The following is a 22,017-nucleotide window of genomic DNA, read 5'->3' on the forward strand; positions in this document are numbered from 1 at the left end:
AATGGTATAAATGACCATTTAATGTATATCGAGTAATGACTATGAATATTAAATCCTTTTGTTGGTTGATAGGTGCGAGTTTTTCGTTGATGGGATGCGTTCAGACTCCAAGTGACTCTTCAGACGAAACAACTATGCGTGATGCATATCAAGGCAAGCTATTAATTGGTAATGCTTTAAGTGAGCAACAAATTCTTGGAGTAGATAAACAAGGCCAGCTTTTATCCAACAAACATTTTTCTGCGATTACCGCTGAAAATAGTATGAAGTGGGAAGAGATTCACCCTAAACCTGGCAAATATGATTTTTCCGTTTCTGACAAGTTAGTAAAATTAGCAGAAGATAATAATCAATTTGTAATTGGACATACTTTATTGTGGCACCAACAAACACCAAATTGGGTTTTTGAAGGCGAAAATGGCCAACCTGCTAGTCGACAAGTATTATTGAAACGCTTGAAGAATCACATTGATACGATCGTTGGGCGCTACAAAGGTAGAATACAAGGCTGGGATGTAGTTAATGAAGCACTCAATGAAGATGGTAGCATGCGAAATTCTAAGTGGTACCAAATATTGGGTGAAGATTACATAGCTAAAGCATTTGAATTTGCCCATGCTGCAGATCCAGGTGCAGAACTTTATTACAATGATTATAATTTATGGATGCCTAAAAAGCGTCAGGGCGCGATAAGGATAGTTAAATCACTGTTGGATCGAAATATTCCGATAACCGCAATTGGAATGCAGGCGCACTATAGCATTCCCTCGTTAGTAAAAAACCCTGATATGACTGAGTTTGAAGCATCTATAGTTGCTTATAAGAACTTAGGTATCAAAGTTATGCTAACCGAGCTAGATATTACCACATTGAGATTCCCCGGTTCTGAAAATCAAGGTGCTGATATTTCTATTAGTTATGAATTGCAGGAAAAATACAACCCGTATCCAAACGGTTTGCCTCAAAACGTCAGTGACGAACTTAATCAAATGTATGTGGATATTTTTAAAATAGTCGCAAAACACAAAGAGTCTTTCACTCGCATTAGCTTTTGGGGGGTCAACGATGCGCAATCTTGGAGAAATTACTGGCCGATAAAAGGTCGTTCTGACTATCCTTTGCCATTTAACCGTGACTACAGCCCTAAGCCTTTTGTTAAAAAATTAATTCAGCTTAGCGAAACGCATTTTTAATTGTCGTACCCAGGAAACTAAAAAATATTTGAACAAATCTCTAAGGGCGTGTTGAACTTTGCTGTATGATTTTGCAGCGAGTTGTACGGTATTGATACAGTAAAGCACTATTGTGGTGTAGTTATTTTACGTAAATGAATGCTGAAGCAGCAGAAATGCCGTACAAACGCTGCCCGAAGGGTTCGTCCTAAAGATCGTTAAATCCAAAAAAATTCCACTTGGCTAATTGAAATACGTGTGACGACTCAAGGGATAAAGTCAGCCCAAGTGATTATCTATTCTAATTCACTATTCAGATCTACCTGTACTGCAGCTAATGTGAAAGTTAGTCGACTCACTGTATATAAACTTATAAAGTTACATCATAACGCCAAAAATATTCTGTTAGAAGATAGTTAAAATATAGTGATCTATTTACTTTTGTTTGATATAGTTAATGTGACCATTATATTTGTATGTGTTTTTGGAACTTTTTCATGACGACAATTAAACAATTATTATTGATATATATATTTTTTTTCTTTCCGTCTAGTCTCGCCAGCATAATCAGTGGCGAAGATGGTTATCGGTTGTGGTTGAAATATGATCGATTAAATCAACAATCAATCACTTTTACCAACTACGTGCCATTCGCGCAGTCTTGGTATGTTGGTGGTCATTCTGCAACCTCAAAAGCGATTTCAGATGAATTGGAATATGCGTTTAATGGGTTGTTTGGAAAATCACACCGTGTAGTGCAGCAAAACGCTAAGCTAGTTATTGTGTACGGTGCAGATGCCACGACATTGTATCCACAACATGCTCGACAGCTTTCGCGTTTAAATGATGAAGGTTATTTAATTAAAATTGTTGGCCAGGGTCAAAAACAAAAAGTATTAGTGTTAGCTAATACAGATATTGGAGCTTTGTATGGTAGTTATGCTTTACTTCGTAAAATTCAAACGGGTACAAATAAAGCAGCTTTAAATCTAGAATCGCAACCACAAACAGATATTCGAGTTTTAAATCACTGGGACAACCCCAACCGACACGTAGAGCGTGGTTATTCTGGTCAATCCATTTGGAATTGGCACAAGCTCCCTACATACATTGATCAACGTTATATCGACTACGCACGTGCGAATGCGTCAATCGGTATCAATGGCACTGTGTTAAACAACGTAAATGCCAATGCGATTATGCTGCGTCCAGATTACTTAAAAAAAGTTAAGGCTCTGGCAGATACATTTCGACCGTACGGCGTAAAGGTCTATTTATCAGTAAAATTTAGCTCACCACAGCTGCTGGGTGGTTTAGATACATCCGATCCCGTTAAAACAAAAGTTCAACAGTGGTGGAAAGACAAAGTTGCGGAGATTTACCAAGAAATTCCTGATTTTGGTGGTTTTTTAGTTAAAGCTAATTCAGAAGGTCAACCTGGACCTGGCGACTATGGCCGTACACATGCTGAAGGTGCAAATATGCTTGCAGACGCGCTTAAACCTTATGGTGGTATCGTTATGTGGCGTGCTTTTGTTTATGCAAATGAGAAAAACGAAGAGCGTTCCAAGCAGGCTTATTCTGAGTTTAAACCGCTAGACGGTCAATTTCGTGACAATGTGTTAGTTCAAGTTAAAAATGGCCCTATCGACTTTCAACCTAGAGAGCCATACAGCCCGCTATTCGGTGCCACCCCTAACACACCGATGATGATGGAATTTCAAATCACTATGGAGTACCTAGGTTTTAGTACACACTTTGTTTATCTGGGGCCTATGTACGAAGAAGTTTTAAAAACCGACACTTATGCTAAAGGTCAGGGGTCAACCGTTGGTAAAGTTGTCAGTGGGGGTGTTTTTCCATACAAGTACACGGGTATGGCTGGCGTTTCAAACATAGGCATGGATAGAAACTGGACGGGCCACATTATTTTACAATCTAACTGGTTTGTATTTGGCCGTATGGCTTGGCAACCTGATGTTTCAGCAGAAGAAGTGGCTCAGGATTGGGTTAAGATGACGCTGAGCAACAATCAAAAAGTTGTTGATTCTGTTACAAAGCTGATGATGTCTTCACATGAAACAACGGTTAATTATATGACGCCGCTGGGTTTACATCACATCATGGGTACAGGTCATCACTATGGGCCTGCTCCTTGGGTAGATAATCTTGGTCGAGCAGACTGGACACCTGTTTATTACCACCGCGCAACCAAAGATGGTATTGGTTTTAACCGATCTCCATCTGGCGTTAATTCTGTGGCGCAATACCTCTCTCCGTATAGAGAGTTATTGTCAAATCCAGACACGACACCTGAAAAGTTTTTATTGTGGTTCCATCACTTACCTTGGGATTACAAAATCAAATCGAGCGGCCGCTCACTTTGGGATGAGTTAGCCCACAGATATTATCTCGGTGTTGAGCAAGTTGCGAATATTGGTGAACAGTGGAACGCACTTGAAGGGCTGATAGCTGAATCCCAGTTCCGTCAAGTTCAGATGTCTAATCTAATTCACTTGCAAGAGGCCAAATGGTGGCGCGATGCATGTATGCTTTATTTCCAGTCTTTATCAGGCAAACCTATTCCTGACGACTTAGCGAAACCACAGCATGATCTTAAATATTATCAATCTCTTACGTTTCCGTATGCACCGGGGCAAGGGCATTAGTATGCAGTTAAAATTAAATATTAAACAAATTGTAACTGTCGCGTCCATTACAGCTGCCGCACTCATTATATCGAGCTGTTATAACGCCAAGGTAGAAAATCCATCACAAGGTTCAAGCGTGTCAAAAGAAAAAATAACTGAACAACCACAAGGTTTGATTCAATTTGAATATTTCGAATATCAGGGTAAAGATCCGGTATATAAGCAACCATTGTCGCCATCGCAATATTTTAACCCTATTATTTCAGGTTTTTACCCTGACCCAAGCATTACAAGACGAGGCAACGACTTTTATATCGTTACCTCGTCTTTTGCCTATTTACCGGGACTACCCATTTTCCATAGTCAAGACTTGATCAATTGGCAATTAATCGGACACGGGTTAACCAGCCAAAACGCAATAGACTTTTCTAACATTCAAGTTTCTGACGGTATTTACGCGCCGACGATCAGATATCATAACGGTTTGTTTTACATTATTTCAACTGCGGTACATGCAGGTGGTAATTTTATTATTACAGCAAAAGATCCAGCTGGTCCTTGGTCAAAACCAAACTGGTTACCTGAAGTGGGTGGCATAGACCCAGATATATTTTTTGATGACGACGGCAGAGTTTATATCACTCATAATGATGCGCCGCCGAGTGAACCTTTATATGATGGACATCGAGCAATTTGGATTTGGGAATACGACCTTTCCGAGCAAAAAGTAATTGCCGATTCTAAACGGTTGTTGGTTGATGGTGGCGTGGATATCCGTAAAAAGCCGATTTGGATCGAGGGACCTCATATATACAAAATAAATGATTGGTATTATTTATTGTGTGCAGAAGGCGGCACTGCAAAAGATCATTCGGAAGTCGTATTTAGAACTAAAAATTTATCAGAACCGTTTGTTCCTTACAAAAAAAATCCTATTCTCACCCAACGCGATTTAAACCCAAACCGTGAAAATCCTATTACAACAGCCGGTCATGCAGATCTGGTTCAGCTTGATAATGGTCAATGGTGGGCTGTATTTTTAGCAACGCGGGCATATGAACAATATCTATTTAATACTGGCCGTGAAACTTTTTTATTGCCAGTAACCTGGCAGGATGATTGGCCGATAATATTACCTGCAGGTCAACAAATCCCCTACATTGCGGACAGCCCACTTGGGATGCCAAGATTTGAAACTAGACAGCCGGTTTCAGGCAACTTTATTTGGCGAGACGACTTTAACAACAACGAACTTAAACCAGGTTGGACGTGGTTGAGAGATTACCTCCCTGCAAGGGCAAAAATTAACCACGGGTCCCTAGAGTTAAGTTCAAATAAAGAGCATTTAACACATGGCATTGCAAGTTTTATCGGCAAGCGCCAACAACATCAGACTTTCACCGCGAGTACTAAGTTAAAGCTACCCTCTCAGGTTGGTATTTCGGCGGGCATGGTCGCTTTTCAAAACGAAAAATTTAATTATTACTTTGCTGTTAAAAAAGCACATAACGGCTATCAGGTATTTGTAGAACAGTCTGTAAATGGTGTACTTTCGACATTGGCCGTCTCTGAAGTATTATCATTGACTGACGGTGATCCAATCACTTTCTTTATTGATGGCAAAATAAATACGCTGGATTTGTATTTTGAAGTTTCAGGGCGTCAAGTCACATTTCTAAAAAATGTCGATGCCACTGTTTTGAGCACGGAGAAAGCTGGCGGATTTGTGGGTGCAATGATCGGGTTACATAGCCGAATAGAATAAGTGAGTTTTTATAGTGGTTAAACTAATTTTAATATTTATTTTGTGCGTGATTAACGCGAACTTAGCATGGGCTAAAAGTCAACTTAATGTTATTACTTCATTAAGCAGTCATGACCCTATGTATAAAGGGTTAGAACGTTTTAAGCTTTTAGTTGAATCTAAAACTGACCAGCAAGTAGAAATACGGCTATTTGTTGGTTCACAGCTTGGTAACGATGAAGACATTTTAGAGCAAGCAATGGCTGGAACTAATGTGGCTGTTTTGGTTGATGGCGGTCGTCTATCTACTTATCAACGAGAAATAGGTATCTTGGGGGCACCTTATTTATTGCAAAATATGTCGCAGTTAGACAAATTGGTTGAATCTAAATTATTTCAATCATGGGCGGAGAAATTACAGAACAAAAATCACCTAAAAGTGCTGGCTTTTAACTGGTGGCAGGGCAGTAGACACCTGTTGACAAACAAAGCAATTGACCAGCCTGAAGATTTAGCTGGCGTGCGAATGCGCACGGTGGGCGCCCCCATTTGGATTGAGTCTATCAAAGCAATGGGGGCTACACCCACACCACTTAGTTTTACCGAGGTTTATAGTGGTTTGCAGCAAAAAGTGTTAGATGCAGCAGAGGCTCAGTACGATGCCATTTATGGTGCTCGCTTATATGAAGTGACCAGCCATATAACCAAAACAAGTCATATTCAGCTTATTTCTGGTTTAGTCACCAGTGCTGGTTGGTTCGACTCACTCACCCCTCAACAACAGTCAATCATAACAGAAAGCGCTGCTATAGCAGGGCGATTTGCGACCCATATTGTGCAGTCAAATGAAAGTCAGATAGAGCAAGAATTACGGCAGCAAGGTTTAACCATCAATAAAATTGATCTTGCACCTTTTGTCGAAGCAACAACATCAGTATATGAGACTTTGGGTTATTCAGAATTGCGCGAGCAAGTTTATGAGGTGTTAAGAGATGAATAAACTTTTTAATCGAATAGACAACGTGGAAAAAATTATTTGTGGCTTATTTTTAGTCGCGATTGTTTTATTGGTGTTTCTTGCGGCGTTAATGCGCTCTTTTTCTTTACCGATTATTTGGTCGGTTGATGTGGCGCAACTGCTATTTGCTTGGTTAAGTATGATTGGTGCCAACTTAGCACTTAGACATTCAAATCATGCAACGGTCGATATTGTTTTCAAGCGGTTTTCGCCCAGTTTGCAACACGTCCTTCGACTCGTATTTAACGTTATTGCATTAGTGATATTAATCACCTTGTTTATTTTTGGTATTGAGCTGTCTCTGCTAAATCCGGATAGAACCTTGGGCAGTACGGAGATTCCTTACGCATGGGTAACAGCAGCAATTCCAGTTGGCGCCCTGCTAATGATGATTACGATCGTTAGGCAAAGTTGTCAGTTAGTTAAGCAAGGTAGTGGAGATTTATAGTGTTGTATTTAATTCTTTTTTTAGCCCTGTTACTGATTGGTATGCCGCTAGCTTTTAGTTTGTTAGCCGTGGGTTTATCTTATTTTGCGCTGGCCGAACATATTCCTGTTGTAGTGGCCGTGCAGCGTATGGTGGCGTCAAGTCAAAGCTTTCCATTATTAGCCGTGCCTTTCTTTATATTAGCTGGGCACATCATGAATATTTCAGGCATCACACATAGACTGATTCAATTTGCAAATTTGCTCGTTGCATGGATAGCCGGCGGCTTAGCACATGTAACTATCGTATTAAGCGCACTGATGGGCGGCGTATCGGGTTCTGCAATCGCTGATGCCGCAATGCAGGCACGTATTTTAGGCAAACCGATGGAAGAATCGGGTCTCCCTAAAGGCTTCAGCGCGGCCGCAATCTGCGTAAGTGCATTAATTACCGCATGTATACCGCCGAGTATCGGTTTGATTTTGTATGGCTACGTTGGCAATGTTTCAATCGGAAAGTTGTTTTTAGCCGGTATTGTACCGGGTGTATTACTAATGTTTACTTTGATGTTGGTGGTATACCTAACCGCCAAATTTAAATTTAAACAAAGTCAACAAAGCCTCGCTAAATTACCAAAATTGGCAGAAGTATTAAGCTCTGCTAAAGACTGTATTTGGGCATTGCTTTTTCCGGTTATTTTAATAGTCACAATACGCTTTGGTATTTTTACCCCTTCGGAGGCCGGCGCATTTGCTGTGGTATATGCCTGTGTTATTGGTCGTTTTGTTTACAAAGAATTAAGCTTTAAATCTTTAATGACTTCAGTTTATGAGAGTGTTGATGATATTGGCATGGTAATGCTGATCATTCTATCTTCAGGTGTTATTGGCTATCTAATCGCCTATGAGCAATTGCCGGTCAGTATGGCGCAAGGTATTCAGGATATCAGCCAAAACCCAGCAATTGTTTTATTAATATGCTTGGTCTTTTTACTTTTTGTCGGCATGTTGATGGAAGGTACAGTGACAGTGTTATTGCTGACGCCCATTTTAGTTCCCGTTATTCAGTCGGTTGGAATTGATCCGGTTCATTTTGGCGTATTGATGATGATAGTTGTCACGTTTGGCGGTACCACACCTCCTGTTGGAGTAGCTATGTATACTGTGTGCAACATCATGAAATGCCCGCTTGAAACCTTCTTAAAAGATGCAGCACCGTTTTATTTGGCTGTCATTGTTTTAGTTGTCTTACTAGCAATGTTCCCATCGCTGGTTATGTTTTTACCTGATAACTTATTTTAGTAGTTTGGAGAGATTATTATGAAAATCACCGAAGCACGCGTGATTGTTTGTTCACCTGGACGCAACTTTGTCACACTAAAAATTGTCACCGATCAAGGCGTATACGGAATTGGCGATGCAACGCTTAATGGGCGTGAAAAGTCAGTTGTTAGCTTTTTAGAAGACTATGTTATTCCAGCATTAATTGGAAAAGATCCGCGACGCATAGAAGATATATGGCAGTATTTATACCGAGGTGTTTATTGGCGTAGAGGTCCGATTGGTATGACCGCAATCGCAGCCGTTGACATGGCCTTGTGGGACATTAAAGCCAAAATGGCTAATATGCCATTATATCAACTGTTGGGTGGGCGTAGCCGAGATAAAATAATGGTTTATACGCATGCAAATGGTTTAGAGATATCGGACACGGTAGAAGCTGTTGGTAAAGCGATTGAGCAAGGTTATAAAGCGGTACGAGTTCAATCGGGCATTCCGGGTGTTGCCAGCACTTATGGGGTAGCAAAAAAAGGCGAAAAATATGAACCAGCGGATTCAGATTTACCCAAAGAAACCGTTTGGTCGACTGAAAAGTATTTAAATTTTGTACCAAAGTTATTTGAAGCAATTCGAAACCAATATGGTGATGACGTTCATTTATTACATGATGTCCATCATAGGTTAACCCCAATTGAAGCAGCTCGATTAGGCAAATCGTTAGAACCTTATAACCTTTTCTGGATGGAAGATGCAGTAGCAGCTGAAAACCAAGAAGGCTTTAAACTGGTTCGCCAACATACAACGACCCCAATTGCGGTGGGTGAAGTATTCAACTCAATTCACGATTGCCGAGAACTCATTCAAAATCAATTAATTGACTATATTCGCGCCACATTAGTCCATGCTGGCGGTATTACTCAAGTTCGCAGGATAGCAGACTTAGCCAGCCTGTATCATGTTAGAACCGGTTTCCATGGTGCGACTGATTTATCACCGATCACCATGGGGACAGCTTTACATTTTGATTACTGGGTTCCGAATTTTGGTATTCAAGAGCATATGCCACATTCAGAGTTAATGGAATCAGTCTTTACGCGTTCATATGAATTTAAAGATGGCTTTTTTACACCTGGTGAAACCATAGGTCATGGTGTCGATATAGATGAAGCCGAAGCTAAAAAGCATCCATATAAACGCGCTTGTTTGCCAGTTAACCGCCTTGAAGACGGCACACTTTGGAACTGGTAGACACTGAATCAAACCGTATCCTAAATAATGCGACTCGCTAGGCTCTATGAGTCGCTTGTTTCAATAATATGGAGTCAAAAATGGCTCCACGCTTTACCACTACACACATAAGATCTTGTATAGGCTCGAGATCTTGTCTACCCGAAATTGATCAGACTCCAAGCTATAAATTATTAATTTTAGCGTTCAGCACATCCTGCGAGCTGCAGGATTACGCTATTCCTGACGTTGTAATGGTCAACTTTTCCTGTAGAAATTCTAAGCGGCATTTTTCATTTCAATATACTTTTGGTGTGGCGTCATATAACCAAGGGCTGAATGCCTTCTTTTGTAATTATAAAACGCAATGTATTTTTCAACTTCACACACAACAGATTCATGGTTAATAAAACTAATATTATTTAATCGTTCAGTTTTTAAACTTCTAAAAAACCTTTCCATTACAGCATTGTCCAAACAATTTCCGCGTCTGCTCATACTTTGGGTTATCTTTAACGTTTTGAGCCTTTTTCTGAACGCGCCAGCAGAATATTGCACCCCTTGATCCGAGTGAAATATCAATTTAGATGTATCGGGTTGTTGGCGTTGAACTGCATCATTTAATGCAGCTTTTGTTAACTGGGCATCAGGGCTAGTCGATAATGCATAACCAACAATTTCCTTAGTGGCTAAATCAAGCACACAAGCCAAGTAACTCCAACCTCTATGATGCCTTATATACGTTATATCACCGACATAATGCGTGTTATAAGTTTCAGGCACAAATTTACGCTTAATTAAATTTGGTGCATATTTATGCTCTGTGCCTGAGGTTGGATAATGGTGTCGTGTTTTGGGTCTTATTGCCTTTAATCTTTGATTTCTCATGACTTTAGATATTTTGTATAAGCCAACATGACACCCAATACCGCGTAACTCAGCTTGTATTCGTCGTCAACTATAAGCTTGGCGTATTCTAATTTTTGCTTTGCGCTAACTGTAACTTTTGTTTTTCTGGTCATTTTTATACCTTTAAGATTTTGCTAATTGTAAGCTATAAATCTCTACAGTTGTATTAGACCATTACATTTATGAGTGACCTAATTTAATTTTAAGGTTTGACTTGTAACTGATAAACACCGGCCTCGTAGACTTTTGAGCTTTGTCCCGGAAGTGTCACGTTAGCACTGGTATTATTTGGTACTTCAAAATGCCAAACAACCGAGTCACCTTGACGCTTCCAGTTGCTGACGATTTTACCATAACCCGTTTTATAACTGGTCTCAACCCAATCTAAATCTTTCGGGAATACCGGACTTAATGCAAAGTGTTGGTAGCCAGGGTTATCGCCTAATGGACGAATACCGCCTAGGCCTTCATAAAACCAACCATCATAACCACTATGAAATGGGTGATTTAAAGAACGACCAGGAGGGTTACGTCCTTCAGGGTCTTTTGCTGGATCCCAAACCCCTTTACGTTCCCAAAGGGTTGTGGCTTGTAATTTATCAAACTGCCATTGGTAACCTGGGTAACCTTCAGCCGTAAAAATACCATATGCAGTATCTGCATAACCATAATCGCTTAATGCTCGGTAAACATAAGTTTGGCCTAAAGCACCAATAGAGCCATGACCTTTCCATTTCTCTAATACATCTTTATTTAATGCATCAGCAACCGATTGGCGAATTTCTTTAGGTGCGATACCAAAACGCAATGCCATAGCATCCGCTGTTTGGCTACCATAATGACCTGTTTTCGGGTCGTAAAATTCTTTGTGAAACTGTGCCGCAATGCGATTAAACAAAGCCTGATAATGTTTGGCTTGTTCAGGTTTATTCAACAACGCTGACATTTTTGACATTAACTCAGCACCATGTGCTAAAAAGCCAGATGTTGTCATAGTTGGGGTTGTATATTCTGGGTTACAACGTTTACGAGTCATACCCGGTTTTAATACAGGGTCGCACCAATCACCATAACCTTTACGAAGTAGGTTATTGGTTAATTGTTTTTCTGCTGCATTCATATACTCCAACATGCTTTCATATTGCTCTGCTAGCACTTGAATGTCACCATGATGACGATAATGTTCCCAAGCAATAATGACTTCGGCCACAGCCCAGTCATAGTTACCACCGTGCGAACGTTTACCTGGTACCACAGCTGGCGCAATATGGGCTGAGGTTTCAAAATCACCTAAATACTTTTGCCAGAATTTTTGCATATTATAGTTATAGTTGCCGGTAATGAGAGCCGCATGCGCATCACCTGTCCAGCCAGCGCGTTCACGGATAGGGCAATCCATCGGTACTGCCATTAAATTACCTTCATAACTCCAAAGTGCCATATCGTGAATACGGTTTACGAGTGGGTTTGAGCTCTTGAATTGGCCAACAATTTCAACGTCGCTACGCACTAAATGACCGACAACGGCATCTAAAGCTGGCGCTTTATTTAAACCTGTTAACTCTAAGAAACGAAAACCATGCCAGGTAAAGGTAGGCGTCCAAGTTTTTTCATCATTACCAGAAGCGATATAAGTATCTACTTGTTTTAATAAAGGAGCGCCACCGCCTGATTTTTGGCTTAAGTTGCCGTCGATATCCGCCCATTCACCATAACGCATATTAATGGCTTGGCCTGCTTTTAAACCTAACTTATCAAGGTTAACTGTAGGAACACCGGTAAAGTTTTGGCCAAAATCAAGCACCCACACATTTTCACGTGGTTGATATAATTTAACTGGCGTTACTTTTTTTACCGCGCGAATCGCTGGTAATAATTGTGGTTCTAAACGTTTGGTCGGTGATTTACTGAGTACTTTTACGGGTTGCCAATTGCTTAAATTGTGTGCATCGGTATTCACATTCCAGTCGGTTACAACTTCATTAGCATCATATAATTCACCAGAGAATAATCCTTCTTTTAAAATAGGTGAAGGATGAGATAGCCATTGCTCGTCTGATGCGACAATTTGATTAGTGCCGTCGGCATAAATAACTTCTAATTGAGCGATAAAAGTAGGTTGGCCAAACGCTAAGCTTTTTCTTTTTGGGGCTGTTGTACTGGCATCAGGGTTATGCCATTTACTAAAGGCAATATCTTCGTCGTACCAGCCACTCCCTAAATGAACGGCGATGGTGTTTTGGCCTTTTGATAACAGAGTGCCGACTTCATCTGTATTATATAAAATACGCTGGTCATAATCGGTTTGGCCCGGATCCATTAAGCGGTCATCAACTTTTTGACCATTTAAAAAGATCTCATAATACCCACCGGCAGTACTGTGTAATTTAGCTCTGACGATTTTTTTGGTTGGATCTGTTTTAAAACTATGACGGAATAAACTCGCCGTTGGTTGCTCTTTTAACTGCTCAACCACCGCCATTTGTTTAGAAATTTGATGTTTTTTTAACTTTTCAGTGATGTCCGGATGAACATTCGCTGCATATTGGATCCAGTCGTAACGAGCTGGGGTAACTTCAGCAACGGTTCTTGTTTGCACTTGTAACCATTTGGCTTGCCAATCATCTTTTGAGAGTAGCCCCATTTCCCAAAAAGCGGGTTGGCTCCAATCGCTTGGTTCAGTATTATCTGCTGACCAAACGCGCACTTGCCAAACCGCTTTTTGATTAGCGTTTAATGTTTCTCCCAGATACGGAATATTTATCGACACTTGCGTATTAACTTTACCGCTATCCCATAAATCCGCAGTACCAGCAGTTAATAACTGCTCACTACTAGCTACACGTATTTGATAGGCTGTCTGTTTTTTTACATTTGCATACCAGCTTAATTGCGGGGTTGTATTATGGACATTCAGTGGTGACTTATTATCTTCAACTAATAAATTGCTTGGTGAAGATGAATGTGTTGAAGAAACATTTAAACCCTCGTTATTTGAACACGCAAATAGTAACGCTAAAAATGGTATCACCACAGTGACTTTAAGTTTTTTCCACCGACCTTGCAGTGAATTATGATGAGATTTACCTAGGTTTTTATTCATGTACTAACTCATACTCTCGTTGATTTATTGAATTATTAACAAGCGTTCGGGCTGCTTGATCCAATATTGTTAAACTATTAAAAAATGCTCAATGTGTATCTTTAAAGATAAGTCAGCATAAACAAGAATTGATACCCTTGTGGATAACGATTTTCCAATTTTTGTCTTAAATAAGTATCAAATACGCACTACTTACAACTTGGCTAAGCAAATTAGTTGTTTCATGCGAGTCGTTAATCAAATCGTAAAATTCATTTCGCTCAGAGTTTAAAAAGTCAATTAAGAGCTATACGCATTTGTGTTAATGATTGATGTAGCGTGGTATAGGCTGCGTAATAATCAATAGATACAATTGTTTTAGCATTTAATAGCGCAGGTACTATACTTTTTTCCTCGCACGATATTGTTGCTACTCGTTTTGCCTTTCGCTAATTCAACTAAGGTCGGTAACCAGTCCAGATTTGAAACTGTAGATGCGTTTTCTGTATTAGCTGGAATAACATTTGGCCAACGAACAATAGTAGGTACTTTTATGCTGTTATCATACATATTTGGCCGTTGATCACCTGGAACATTCTTGGTGCCTTTTGGCATTTGGTTTAATAACCAAAAGCTATTACCTTTGTGCCACATGCCATTGTGTGCAATGTTGTAACCATGAACTGACGTAACTGAGACAAGCACAATTTTTTCTGGGTCGTCAATACGCGTATCATGAGGCATGATGGCTAGTTTGGTTCCTACTGCTTTTAAAAACTTAAATGTTTTAATTTCTTTATCACCCGCTAAATTTTTTATTGGGATATGTGCGCCGCTTACTTTAGATCTACTGAAGCTAAAAATGATTTTAGTCTTTCAGGATCGTCTGCATACGGGCCACATCGGCCGGCGAGTTTTACGCCTCTAAGCTCATTTTTTTACGCGCTTTCAGTAAATAAAAATATAGATTTGCTTAGGGTTTAAAAGCACTAAAGCATCAGTATTAGTGCAGCATGGATATTATTCATATCACTTGTAATTATACTGTTACTATAATTCATTTACACTTGATTTTAAATGACTGATATTGGTTTTTTATGATTTATTAAGATGGTTAAAAGCGGTTCCTCAGTTACTTTTTGTATTTATCCATATCCATCACTGGGCGAGAGAATATTTGTATTATTATTTGACCAATAGGCTTTAACAAAAGAGCCGAAACTGAGTGCCTTTACCTCACAGATTCAAAAGCTTCACGAATTGGTTTAGCGATCATCGGTTTAACCACCTAGCCCAATTACTGGGTATAGTTTCATATCTTTGATAAGTGACCAACCTCATATTTTATTCGTCTAAAGATTCGAATTTTTCATTGTGATTTCCATATTTAACGAAACTATTAGCAAAAATTGCCACTAGAACGTAATTTTTTATCCAGAGTTCTAGTTATTTACTTTACCGTGACTTGCCATTATATCTATTTAAATTATTGATTTATATAGTTAAATTGTATTTTTTAAAATCTAGCTTATACAGTCTGTAGTTTTTTTTGATCGTTATAAATCACTTTTGATAAAATAAGTGATAATTTTGATTGCCATTGATTAAATTGAGAATATAATCCTTTCGTTTTAATACTGTTAACAATGTTAAGTTTAATTAACAACTTAAAACAAATAGCAAACAAAAACCAAGATAATATCAATCATCCAACATAGGATATTTAGTATGACAAAGTCAGCTAATCGTACATCTTTCAAGTTAAACACATTTGTTATTGGACTCACAACTGCTGGGCTAATCTGCTCAGTTAATGCAGCTATGGCTGCAGAAGATGAGACTGAGACAATTGAGGTGACAGGCGTTCGAAGTGCATTAGAAAATGCACTTAATACAAAACGTGAAGCGCCATCAATTGTGGATGCGATTTCTTCAACTGATATCGATGCACTGCCAGCCTTAGATTTAGGTGAAGCCTTGCAAGCGATTCCAGGTATTCAACTGGAGCGTTCTGGCGAAGGTCGCCAGTCAGAAATCAGTTTACGAGGTTTAAGTGGTGGTTTTGTTAAAACGACAGCGTTTGGCCAAGGCATTGCAACGCCAAGTCGTAGTTTTGCAGCTGAAGGCAATACAAATCCTTTTTCAGCTTTTGAATCTGGGGTATTTGATGGTGTAACAGTTGTTAAAACACCGACCGCAGATATGCAAGCAGGTGGCATAGCAGGCATAGTGGATAAGCAATTGCAGCGGGCTTTGTCAAAGCAAGACGGAAAGTTTACTTTAAGTGTAGGCGGTAGTTATGAAGAGCTAACTCAAAATTGGGATCCAACAATTAAACTCTCAGGGGTAAAACATTTAATTGAAGACAAGTTGGCAGTCGCATTTAAAATCGCTGGTTCTGGTCAAACTTTCCGCCGAGATACCGCTAACTTCACAAATTATGAGACTTTAGGCGTTGAACACGGACGAGGACCAAGCCGTGGCGTTAATTCTGAAACAATGGATGAATATCGCGAAAAATGGGATATCCCAGCCGAAGCAGATGTACGTGGGGTTGCGTTAGCTCGTAATGTCATCGAATACAGCGAAGGGGATCGTGTGTCTTTTACCGGGAATATTGAGTATAAACCCACAGATAAGCTAAAGTTAGGTGCCCACCTTTTATACACTAAACGCGATTTAGATAAAGGCACTAAGCAAGATGCATCATTCCAATCTGGTTTAAATGTGACAAATGCGAACAATACAGATATGTTCCATCGAATTGAACCCGACATGAACACCGCCCCTTTTGTGTATGATTACACTGATGATGGTCGCCCAGTCTATGGCGTGACGAAAACGCATATAACCGACGCCATGTTAACGTTCACTAACCGTGAAACCACTTTCCTTGAAACCTCTAAAGGCTTATTTTTATATGCTGATTATTATGGTGATAATTGGAAATTAGATGGTGTTGTAACTCACTCCGAAGCAGAAAACCAATTTATGAATTTGGGTCTTGAATTTAGAATGTCGGGCCATCACAGCCCTATGAAAAGAGATGCAACTGGCGAGAATAAAAGCTTTGTACCTACCGGAATTGATGTGACGATTGATGCTGCTAACGGAGATATTAATAAAGCGTCGGTCAACGCAACAGGGTTTGAAAATATTGATTTTGATTTACCGTGGGGGGTTACAGACAATCCTATTCACACGAGTTATCAATTGCAAGACGAAGCAAATCAAGGACGCAATTTAGGTGTCTATTTATCAGGTCGTGTTGATAATCCAATTCGTAAGCAATCAAGCGCTGAATTCAATGCAGCACGTTATACTGACTTTGGTTTAGGTGACACCATTGTTTTTAGTCAAATCAAACTTGGCGCACGTGTAAGCCGAGAAGAGCTTGCTAATAATGACAAACAAATTGGTATTGTTGGTGCTAATTTGTCTAATATCGACAACACAGATGTCTATGGAAAACCGCTTGTATCTGATGGAGGAACTGAATTCTTCAATGGAGAATATTCAGGTGCATTTGGTGCAGATTCTGGCTGGTTAACAGTTGATAGCCAACAGTTTAAAGCTGATTTGTTAGATGGCATTGTTAGATACGAAGGCGTTGATGAAGTTGTACCAAGTGGATTTAACGAAGTATTTAGTGGTGGCCTTCCACAACGATGGTCAACTAATTTTGACGCGGCTCAAGACATTACCGCATTGTATGCAATGACAGATTTTAATGGCGATTTTGGTATTACTTATAGTGGTAATTTTGGTGTTCGCTATGTAAAAACAGAGCTAGCGATTGATGGCGTTAAGCGTGATCAAACCAATGGCGATGTAATAGTGCCTAATAATGTGACGACTGAATATGATCATTTTTTACCATCAATGAATCTAAGTTTTGACTTACATGACGATGTTGTTCTTAGAGCGGCATATTATGAAGGTTTTGTAAGGCCTAATTTACGTATTCTAAATCCGAGTGTTACGTTTAGATCGAATGAAAGCGAGTCTGAAGAGGGTAATGATTCTGCAACCGCTAGAATTACCTTGCCCGGTTCAGGTGTAAATCCATACGATGCTAAAAACTATGACTTATCGTTAGAATGGTATAACCGTGATGGTAGTGCTGTATCTGCCGGTGTTTTTCAAAAGGAAATTACAGGATTTTTTGCAACTCGAAATAATATTTGCCCACAAAACAATCAAGTTATTATTGCTGAACTTGGAAGTGATGTTAGCTTAAATGAAGACGGCGCCTGTATTCAGACAGACCCTTTTATCAATGAGTCGGGCGAATCAATTGTACGAACGGTTGATATTACCGAAACTTTCAACGGCCCTGGTAGCATTACCTTAAACGGGGTTGAGTTAGCGGTTCAGCAAAAATTAGACTTTTTGCCTTATCCGTGGAATGGTTTTGGAGGGGTATTTAATTATACTTATATAGATCAAAAAACCAGCGACGATCTCGATAGTGATAATGATAACGCCAAATTGTATAAGGTGTCGCCAGAGTCATTTAACCTGATTGGTTATTATGAAAATGATGGATTTTCACTTCGTTTATCTTATAACTGGAAAGATGATTCATTATTAAAAGCGACCAATACTTATTTAGGTTTATTGCCTAGAACTCAACAAGCATCAGGTCGTTTAGATTTTTCATCTTCGTATCAGCTGACGAAAGATTTAAAAGTATTTTTGCGAGGCTATAACTTAACCGATGAAAAACGCGTTGAAACATGGGGCTTTAGTGAAAAAGCGGTTAATCGTGTTGATTACACGGGGCGCATATTTCAAGTTAGTTTAAATTACAATTTTTAAACGATGTAACAAAGACTCGACTAACTATTTAGTCGAGTTAAAGGGTTTGGAATTGTTTACATACCTTTTTAATTAAAGATCTAGGATGAGCACTTGGCTATTATCGTTAATCCAAGCGCTCAATCCATTACTTAACCTCAATCCGAACTGAGGTTATTTATCTTTAGCTTTTATCATCTCAAAAATTCATCAATTGATTGCCTCTTGCATGTTTAGCGTAAAAATTCAAATAGGCGTAACGAATCAAGAGTGTTTAAATTGTCGAAGTGGAAGTTGTTCGCTGTTGGGTTTTAGCCGAGAAAAATGGGCAGGGGAAGGTAATCATACACAGGCTCAAATTTCATGAACAAGTAAGCTTTAACGGTGATTCATTTAAGGTTTTACAAAGAGCATCGTGAACTGACGCTACATTAATTGGTTTTGTCAGAAATAAATTCATGCCGGCTTGCCGACAGGCCTGTTTATCTGATTCAGATGTATTAGCGGTTAAAGCTGCAATAATGGTGCTGTCAGGCACTAGCTTATCGGCTCTTATTTTTTGGGTAGCTTGCCAACCGTCCATAATTGGCATAATGCAATCCATAAAAATTAAGTCGTATTTTTTAGCTTTGCATCTTTCAACGGCATCTTCACCATCGAGCGCTGAATCTGGTATTACGTTAAACCGTTGTAAGCAAGCTATCATAACAATTCTATTTATTTCATTATCGTCAACGACTAATATATTCATTGACGAGGCGTCAATATCTTCCAGTTCAGCTGAGGGTTCTGGGGTTAAGTTTACTTTGCCTAGTGGGATAGTTAAATTGACAGTAAATTCAGAGCCTACTCCAAATTCGCTGCTAACTGAAACATTACCTTGCATCATACCGACAAGTTCTTTAACGATAGAAAGCCCTAACCCTGTTCCGCCGTACTTTTGGGTAATAAGCGATGCACCTTGGCTAAAAGGTTTAAACAGGGCATTTTGGGTTTCAGGCGTCATGCCAATACCCGTATCTTTAACTGAAAAAGTTAAATTGATATTGTCGGCGACTTGTCTGGCACTCGCGGTCAGCGTTACCTCACCTTTATCGGTAAATTTTATTGCATTACTTAATAAATTAGAAACAATTTGATTGAGTCGAGTGGAATCAAAATAAGCGGGTATTTCTTTTGGAATATTAATATCAGCGATTAGTTTGCTTGACTTGCTTTGGCACAAGGGCGTAAATAACGAGATTAAATCAGTAAAAATGGTTTCGAGTAAAAAATGGCTTGGTTCAAGTGTTAGCTCACCATGAGTTATTTTTGAATAGTCGAGCACTTCGTTGATTATACATAATAATAAGTCAGAACTTCGTAATGCGACTTTAATTTTTTCTTGCATCTGTGTTTTATTTTGCTCGTAAGCAGCCGCATTGAGCATACCTATTATGCCATTTAATGGTGTTCTTAATTCATGGCTAATTTTTGAAAATAGCTTGCTTCTTTCACTGAGCATCATCTCTGCTTCTAACTTTTGTGCTTCCAACAGATGCTTCATTTTTATTGAATCAGTAATATTTTGAACCGTGCCAAATAATCGAATACACTGCCCGTTTTCAAATTCCGCGTTACCTTGAGTAGACACCCAAATTTGCTTATTTTTTGCTGTGGTTATTTCAAGATCTAAATTCCAAGGCTCTCCGCTATTTACCGCTATTTCAACTGCTTGCTCAATTTGGTTTCTGGTGGAGCTTGTTGTATAAAAATCTAACGCATTGTCTAGTTTGGGTTCATATTGTTCACTAACCTCATGGATAACTTTGGTTTGTTCGCTCCAATACAAAGAATTTGAGCTAAGCTCTAATTCCCAAGTGCCAATCTGCGCCGCTTTTTCTAGTTTTTGTAATGTTTGGTTGTTTTTTTCAAGTTGTTGAATAGAGTTATTTCTCGCAATTTCAGACCCCAGCCATTGAGCAAATAATTCAATATAATCAATATATTCGGTACTGAAAGGGGAGGAAGGCTCAGTTGATGAAAAGTTAACAGTGCCTATGGTACGCTCATTTATATTAATGGGAGCGCCAATATAAGACTCTAGTTTGAAATTTTGGTAACAAGGGTGTGTTGCTATTGTGCTTTTTCCGGCCCGGTGAAAAGCAAGTGCTTTTTTTGCTGTGAGCGTGTGCACGCAATAAGTATTATCCAATGGGAATTGTGCGCCAACGGCTAACTCATTATTATGGCAAGCGACAAAATCAACGGTATAAATATTATTTTGGATACAACTAATAATACCAATATCTAAATCAAACACTTTTAAACCAAAATCTAATAATGATTGAGCTTTATTTTGAAATGATAGTGTTTGATCTGTGACTATGTCATGAAAAGTTCGAAGAACGCTCACAAGCTTCCTCTCTAGAAATTATATTTATTTTATTCACTGAGTTAATATTAGCGTAATCTAATAAATCCACAACAGAAAAGCCAGTGGTGATGCAGATCGTTAGCTTTGCCTAGATATTGCGCTGAAAACACGAAACAAGCAATATATTCAATCAGTATGGCGGATAAATTGTCTAACGCTGAGGTTATAATTATGTTCAACAGATTTACGATGCGTGGTTTAAATTAAATATGTTTATTAGCTAATCTCAACTCGGTTTAATGAACTAGGTTTCAAACGGCTTTTTTTACAGAGCCTGCGTTAAATTCTCTTGCCTACAATCCCATGGATGAGATAGATGGAGTGACGTCGGAACCAAAGCTGAGGTTAGCGATTGGCGCGTGAATTTGACTTGTCTATACAAAAAATGATTGTTAGAAACCATGCGTAGCTATAAGATTAAATAATTCAATTAGTTAGAACACACCTAACCCAAGTTGAGGTTAGCTATTAAATTTTGATTTGGAATACGAATTAAATAGCGATGGCTGTTATTATGGAGCGTTTTTAGGGAATCACATGAAAATACAGTTAGTTTTTACATTTTTACTATGTTTATCGGGTTGTACTTTACTGCCTATGTCTGCTGCTTGCCTTGATGCAAAAATACCGAAAAAATCATTAGAAGATGATCAAGCTTTCCACGTTTTTTACACCAATACTAAAACAGGAGTGGTTACTGAGCGAACCATATTATGTGAGCAATTTTACAATGCCCAGTGTAGCGCCAGAGGAAATTACTGGGATTGGCGGCACGCAGCTAAACCCGATAAATACAATCTAACATTGAATGATGGCCGGGCGGTGTCTTTAAACGCGCCGCTATGCACTGATTTAGTTAACAAAGACAGAACAGGCCTTAATTATACCTATCTCAATTTTAACGAAGTTGATGGTATTTGGCTTGTTAAAAATGAAGATAAATGGATTTATAAACAATACGACAAAGTAACTAAAACATCTAAACTTGTGTTTGAAGTTCCGGTAACAATAAAAATAGAAAAACGATAATAATCGTTAGACGTTTAAATCCCTCCTCTGGCTTGTTTATCAAGCCTTAATAACTGGTTATAGCGGGCTGGTGGATTAGTTTTTATTCACATCAATGGTAGCGAAAATATACGCTAGCTAAAGCGAAGCGTAAAAATACCTGCTTTAGTCACCTGTTTATATTACGCCGTGATATGAACAATCTTCCTTTTTTAGCCGTTTTACTTTAAACGTTTTTAATTTCTATTAGTGTATATTAATTTAAAATGATTGGTTATAATGA

At 39.0% G+C, this 22,017-nt stretch carries 12 protein-coding genes and 1 pseudogene; 9 read left to right on the top strand and 4 right to left on the bottom strand.

All coding sequences use genetic code 11. The features are described from left to right. Positions 1 to 41 precede the first annotated feature (41 nt). From OLW01_RS14425 to manD, 7 genes are all read left to right on the top strand, one after another. Positions 42 to 1,193 carry an endo-1,4-beta-xylanase gene (locus OLW01_RS14425; protein ID WP_268076640.1) on the top strand — a complete coding sequence of 384 codons (1,152 nt, stop codon included), beginning with the start codon at positions 42 to 44 and terminating at the stop codon, positions 1,191 to 1,193. Between the two features lie 476 nt (positions 1,194 to 1,669). Then, positions 1,670 to 3,841, top strand: coding sequence for an alpha-glucuronidase family glycosyl hydrolase (locus OLW01_RS14430; protein WP_268076641.1), 2,172 nt, complete (start codon positions 1,670 to 1,672; stop codon positions 3,839 to 3,841). Between the two features lies 1 nt (position 3,842). Further along, positions 3,843 to 5,588 (top strand): glycoside hydrolase family 43 protein, encoded by a 1,746-nt coding sequence (locus OLW01_RS14435; RefSeq protein ID WP_268076642.1) that lies wholly within the window; start codon positions 3,843 to 3,845, stop codon positions 5,586 to 5,588. 13 nt (positions 5,589 to 5,601) lie between these two features. Further along, entirely contained in the window at positions 5,602 to 6,567 is a 966-nt protein-coding gene (locus OLW01_RS14440; RefSeq protein WP_268076643.1) for a C4-dicarboxylate TRAP transporter substrate-binding protein, read from the top strand. After that, the gene (locus tag OLW01_RS14445) at positions 6,560 to 7,033 is read left to right on the top strand and encodes a TRAP transporter small permease (RefSeq protein WP_268076644.1); all 474 of its coding nucleotides are present in this window, start codon (positions 6,560 to 6,562) and stop codon (positions 7,031 to 7,033) included. Before OLW01_RS14440 ends, OLW01_RS14445 begins: the two co-directional genes overlap by 8 nt. After that, a complete protein-coding gene (locus OLW01_RS14450) occupies positions 7,030 to 8,313 on the top strand; it encodes a TRAP transporter large permease (RefSeq protein WP_268076743.1) in 1,284 nt (427 codons plus the stop codon). The genes OLW01_RS14445 and OLW01_RS14450 overlap by 4 nt, the downstream gene beginning before the upstream one ends. Before the next feature lie 18 nt (positions 8,314 to 8,331). Then, positions 8,332 to 9,540, top strand: coding sequence for a D-mannonate dehydratase ManD (manD, locus tag OLW01_RS14455; RefSeq protein ID WP_268076645.1), 1,209 nt, complete (start codon positions 8,332 to 8,334; stop codon positions 9,538 to 9,540). A 258-nt stretch (positions 9,541 to 9,798) separates the two neighbouring features. Here the strand turns inward: manD and OLW01_RS14460 are convergent. From OLW01_RS14460 to OLW01_RS14470, 3 genes and pseudogenes are all read right to left on the bottom strand, one after another. Beyond that, positions 9,799 to 10,473, bottom strand: a pseudogene (locus OLW01_RS14460) (IS3 family transposase); the annotation flags it as partial. 157 nt (positions 10,474 to 10,630) lie between these two features. After that, the gene (locus OLW01_RS14465; RefSeq protein ID WP_268076646.1) at positions 10,631 to 13,531 is read right to left on the bottom strand and encodes a family 78 glycoside hydrolase catalytic domain; all 2,901 of its coding nucleotides are present in this window, start codon (positions 13,529 to 13,531) and stop codon (positions 10,631 to 10,633) included. A gap of 357 nt (positions 13,532 to 13,888) precedes the next feature. Further along, positions 13,889 to 14,254: a sulfatase/phosphatase domain-containing protein gene (locus OLW01_RS14470; protein ID WP_268076647.1), complete on the bottom strand. Its 366-nt coding sequence runs from the start codon at positions 14,252 to 14,254 to the stop codon at positions 13,889 to 13,891. A 984-nt stretch (positions 14,255 to 15,238) separates the two neighbouring features. Here OLW01_RS14470 and OLW01_RS14475 point away from each other — a divergent pair. Continuing rightward, the gene (locus tag OLW01_RS14475; protein WP_268076648.1) at positions 15,239 to 18,331 is read left to right on the top strand and encodes a TonB-dependent receptor; all 3,093 of its coding nucleotides are present in this window, start codon (positions 15,239 to 15,241) and stop codon (positions 18,329 to 18,331) included. Between the two features lie 340 nt (positions 18,332 to 18,671). On the opposite strand, the gene OLW01_RS14480 is transcribed toward OLW01_RS14475, so the two are convergent. Continuing rightward, a complete protein-coding gene (locus OLW01_RS14480) occupies positions 18,672 to 20,705 on the bottom strand; it encodes an ATP-binding protein (RefSeq protein ID WP_268076649.1) in 2,034 nt (677 codons plus the stop codon). A gap of 558 nt (positions 20,706 to 21,263) precedes the next feature. Here OLW01_RS14480 and OLW01_RS14485 point away from each other — a divergent pair. Continuing rightward, positions 21,264 to 21,755 (top strand): hypothetical protein, encoded by a 492-nt coding sequence (locus OLW01_RS14485; RefSeq protein ID WP_268076650.1) that lies wholly within the window; start codon positions 21,264 to 21,266, stop codon positions 21,753 to 21,755. The last annotated feature ends 262 nt before the right edge of the window (positions 21,756 to 22,017 follow it).

Source organism: Catenovulum adriaticum (genome assembly GCF_026725475.1).
Classification (GTDB): Bacteria; Pseudomonadota; Gammaproteobacteria; order Enterobacterales; family Alteromonadaceae; genus Catenovulum; species Catenovulum adriaticum.

Coding starts and splice junctions, on each gene's coding strand:
- OLW01_RS14425 (WP_268076640.1), top strand. CDS start 42: ATGAATATTAAATCCTTTTGTTGGTTGATAGGTGCGAGTTTTTCGTTG.
- OLW01_RS14445 (WP_268076644.1), top strand. CDS start 6,560: ATGAATAAACTTTTTAATCGAATAGACAACGTGGAAAAAATTATTTGT.
- OLW01_RS14430 (WP_268076641.1), top strand. CDS start 1,670: ATGACGACAATTAAACAATTATTATTGATATATATATTTTTTTTCTTT.
- OLW01_RS14435 (WP_268076642.1), top strand. CDS start 3,843: ATGCAGTTAAAATTAAATATTAAACAAATTGTAACTGTCGCGTCCATT.
- OLW01_RS14475 (WP_268076648.1), top strand. CDS start 15,239: ATGACAAAGTCAGCTAATCGTACATCTTTCAAGTTAAACACATTTGTT.
- OLW01_RS14465 (WP_268076646.1), bottom strand. CDS start 13,531: ATGAATAAAAACCTAGGTAAATCTCATCATAATTCACTGCAAGGTCGG.
- OLW01_RS14485 (WP_268076650.1), top strand. CDS start 21,264: ATGAAAATACAGTTAGTTTTTACATTTTTACTATGTTTATCGGGTTGT.
- OLW01_RS14470 (WP_268076647.1), bottom strand. CDS start 14,254: ATGCCTCATGATACGCGTATTGACGACCCAGAAAAAATTGTGCTTGTC.
- manD (WP_268076645.1), top strand. CDS start 8,332: ATGAAAATCACCGAAGCACGCGTGATTGTTTGTTCACCTGGACGCAAC.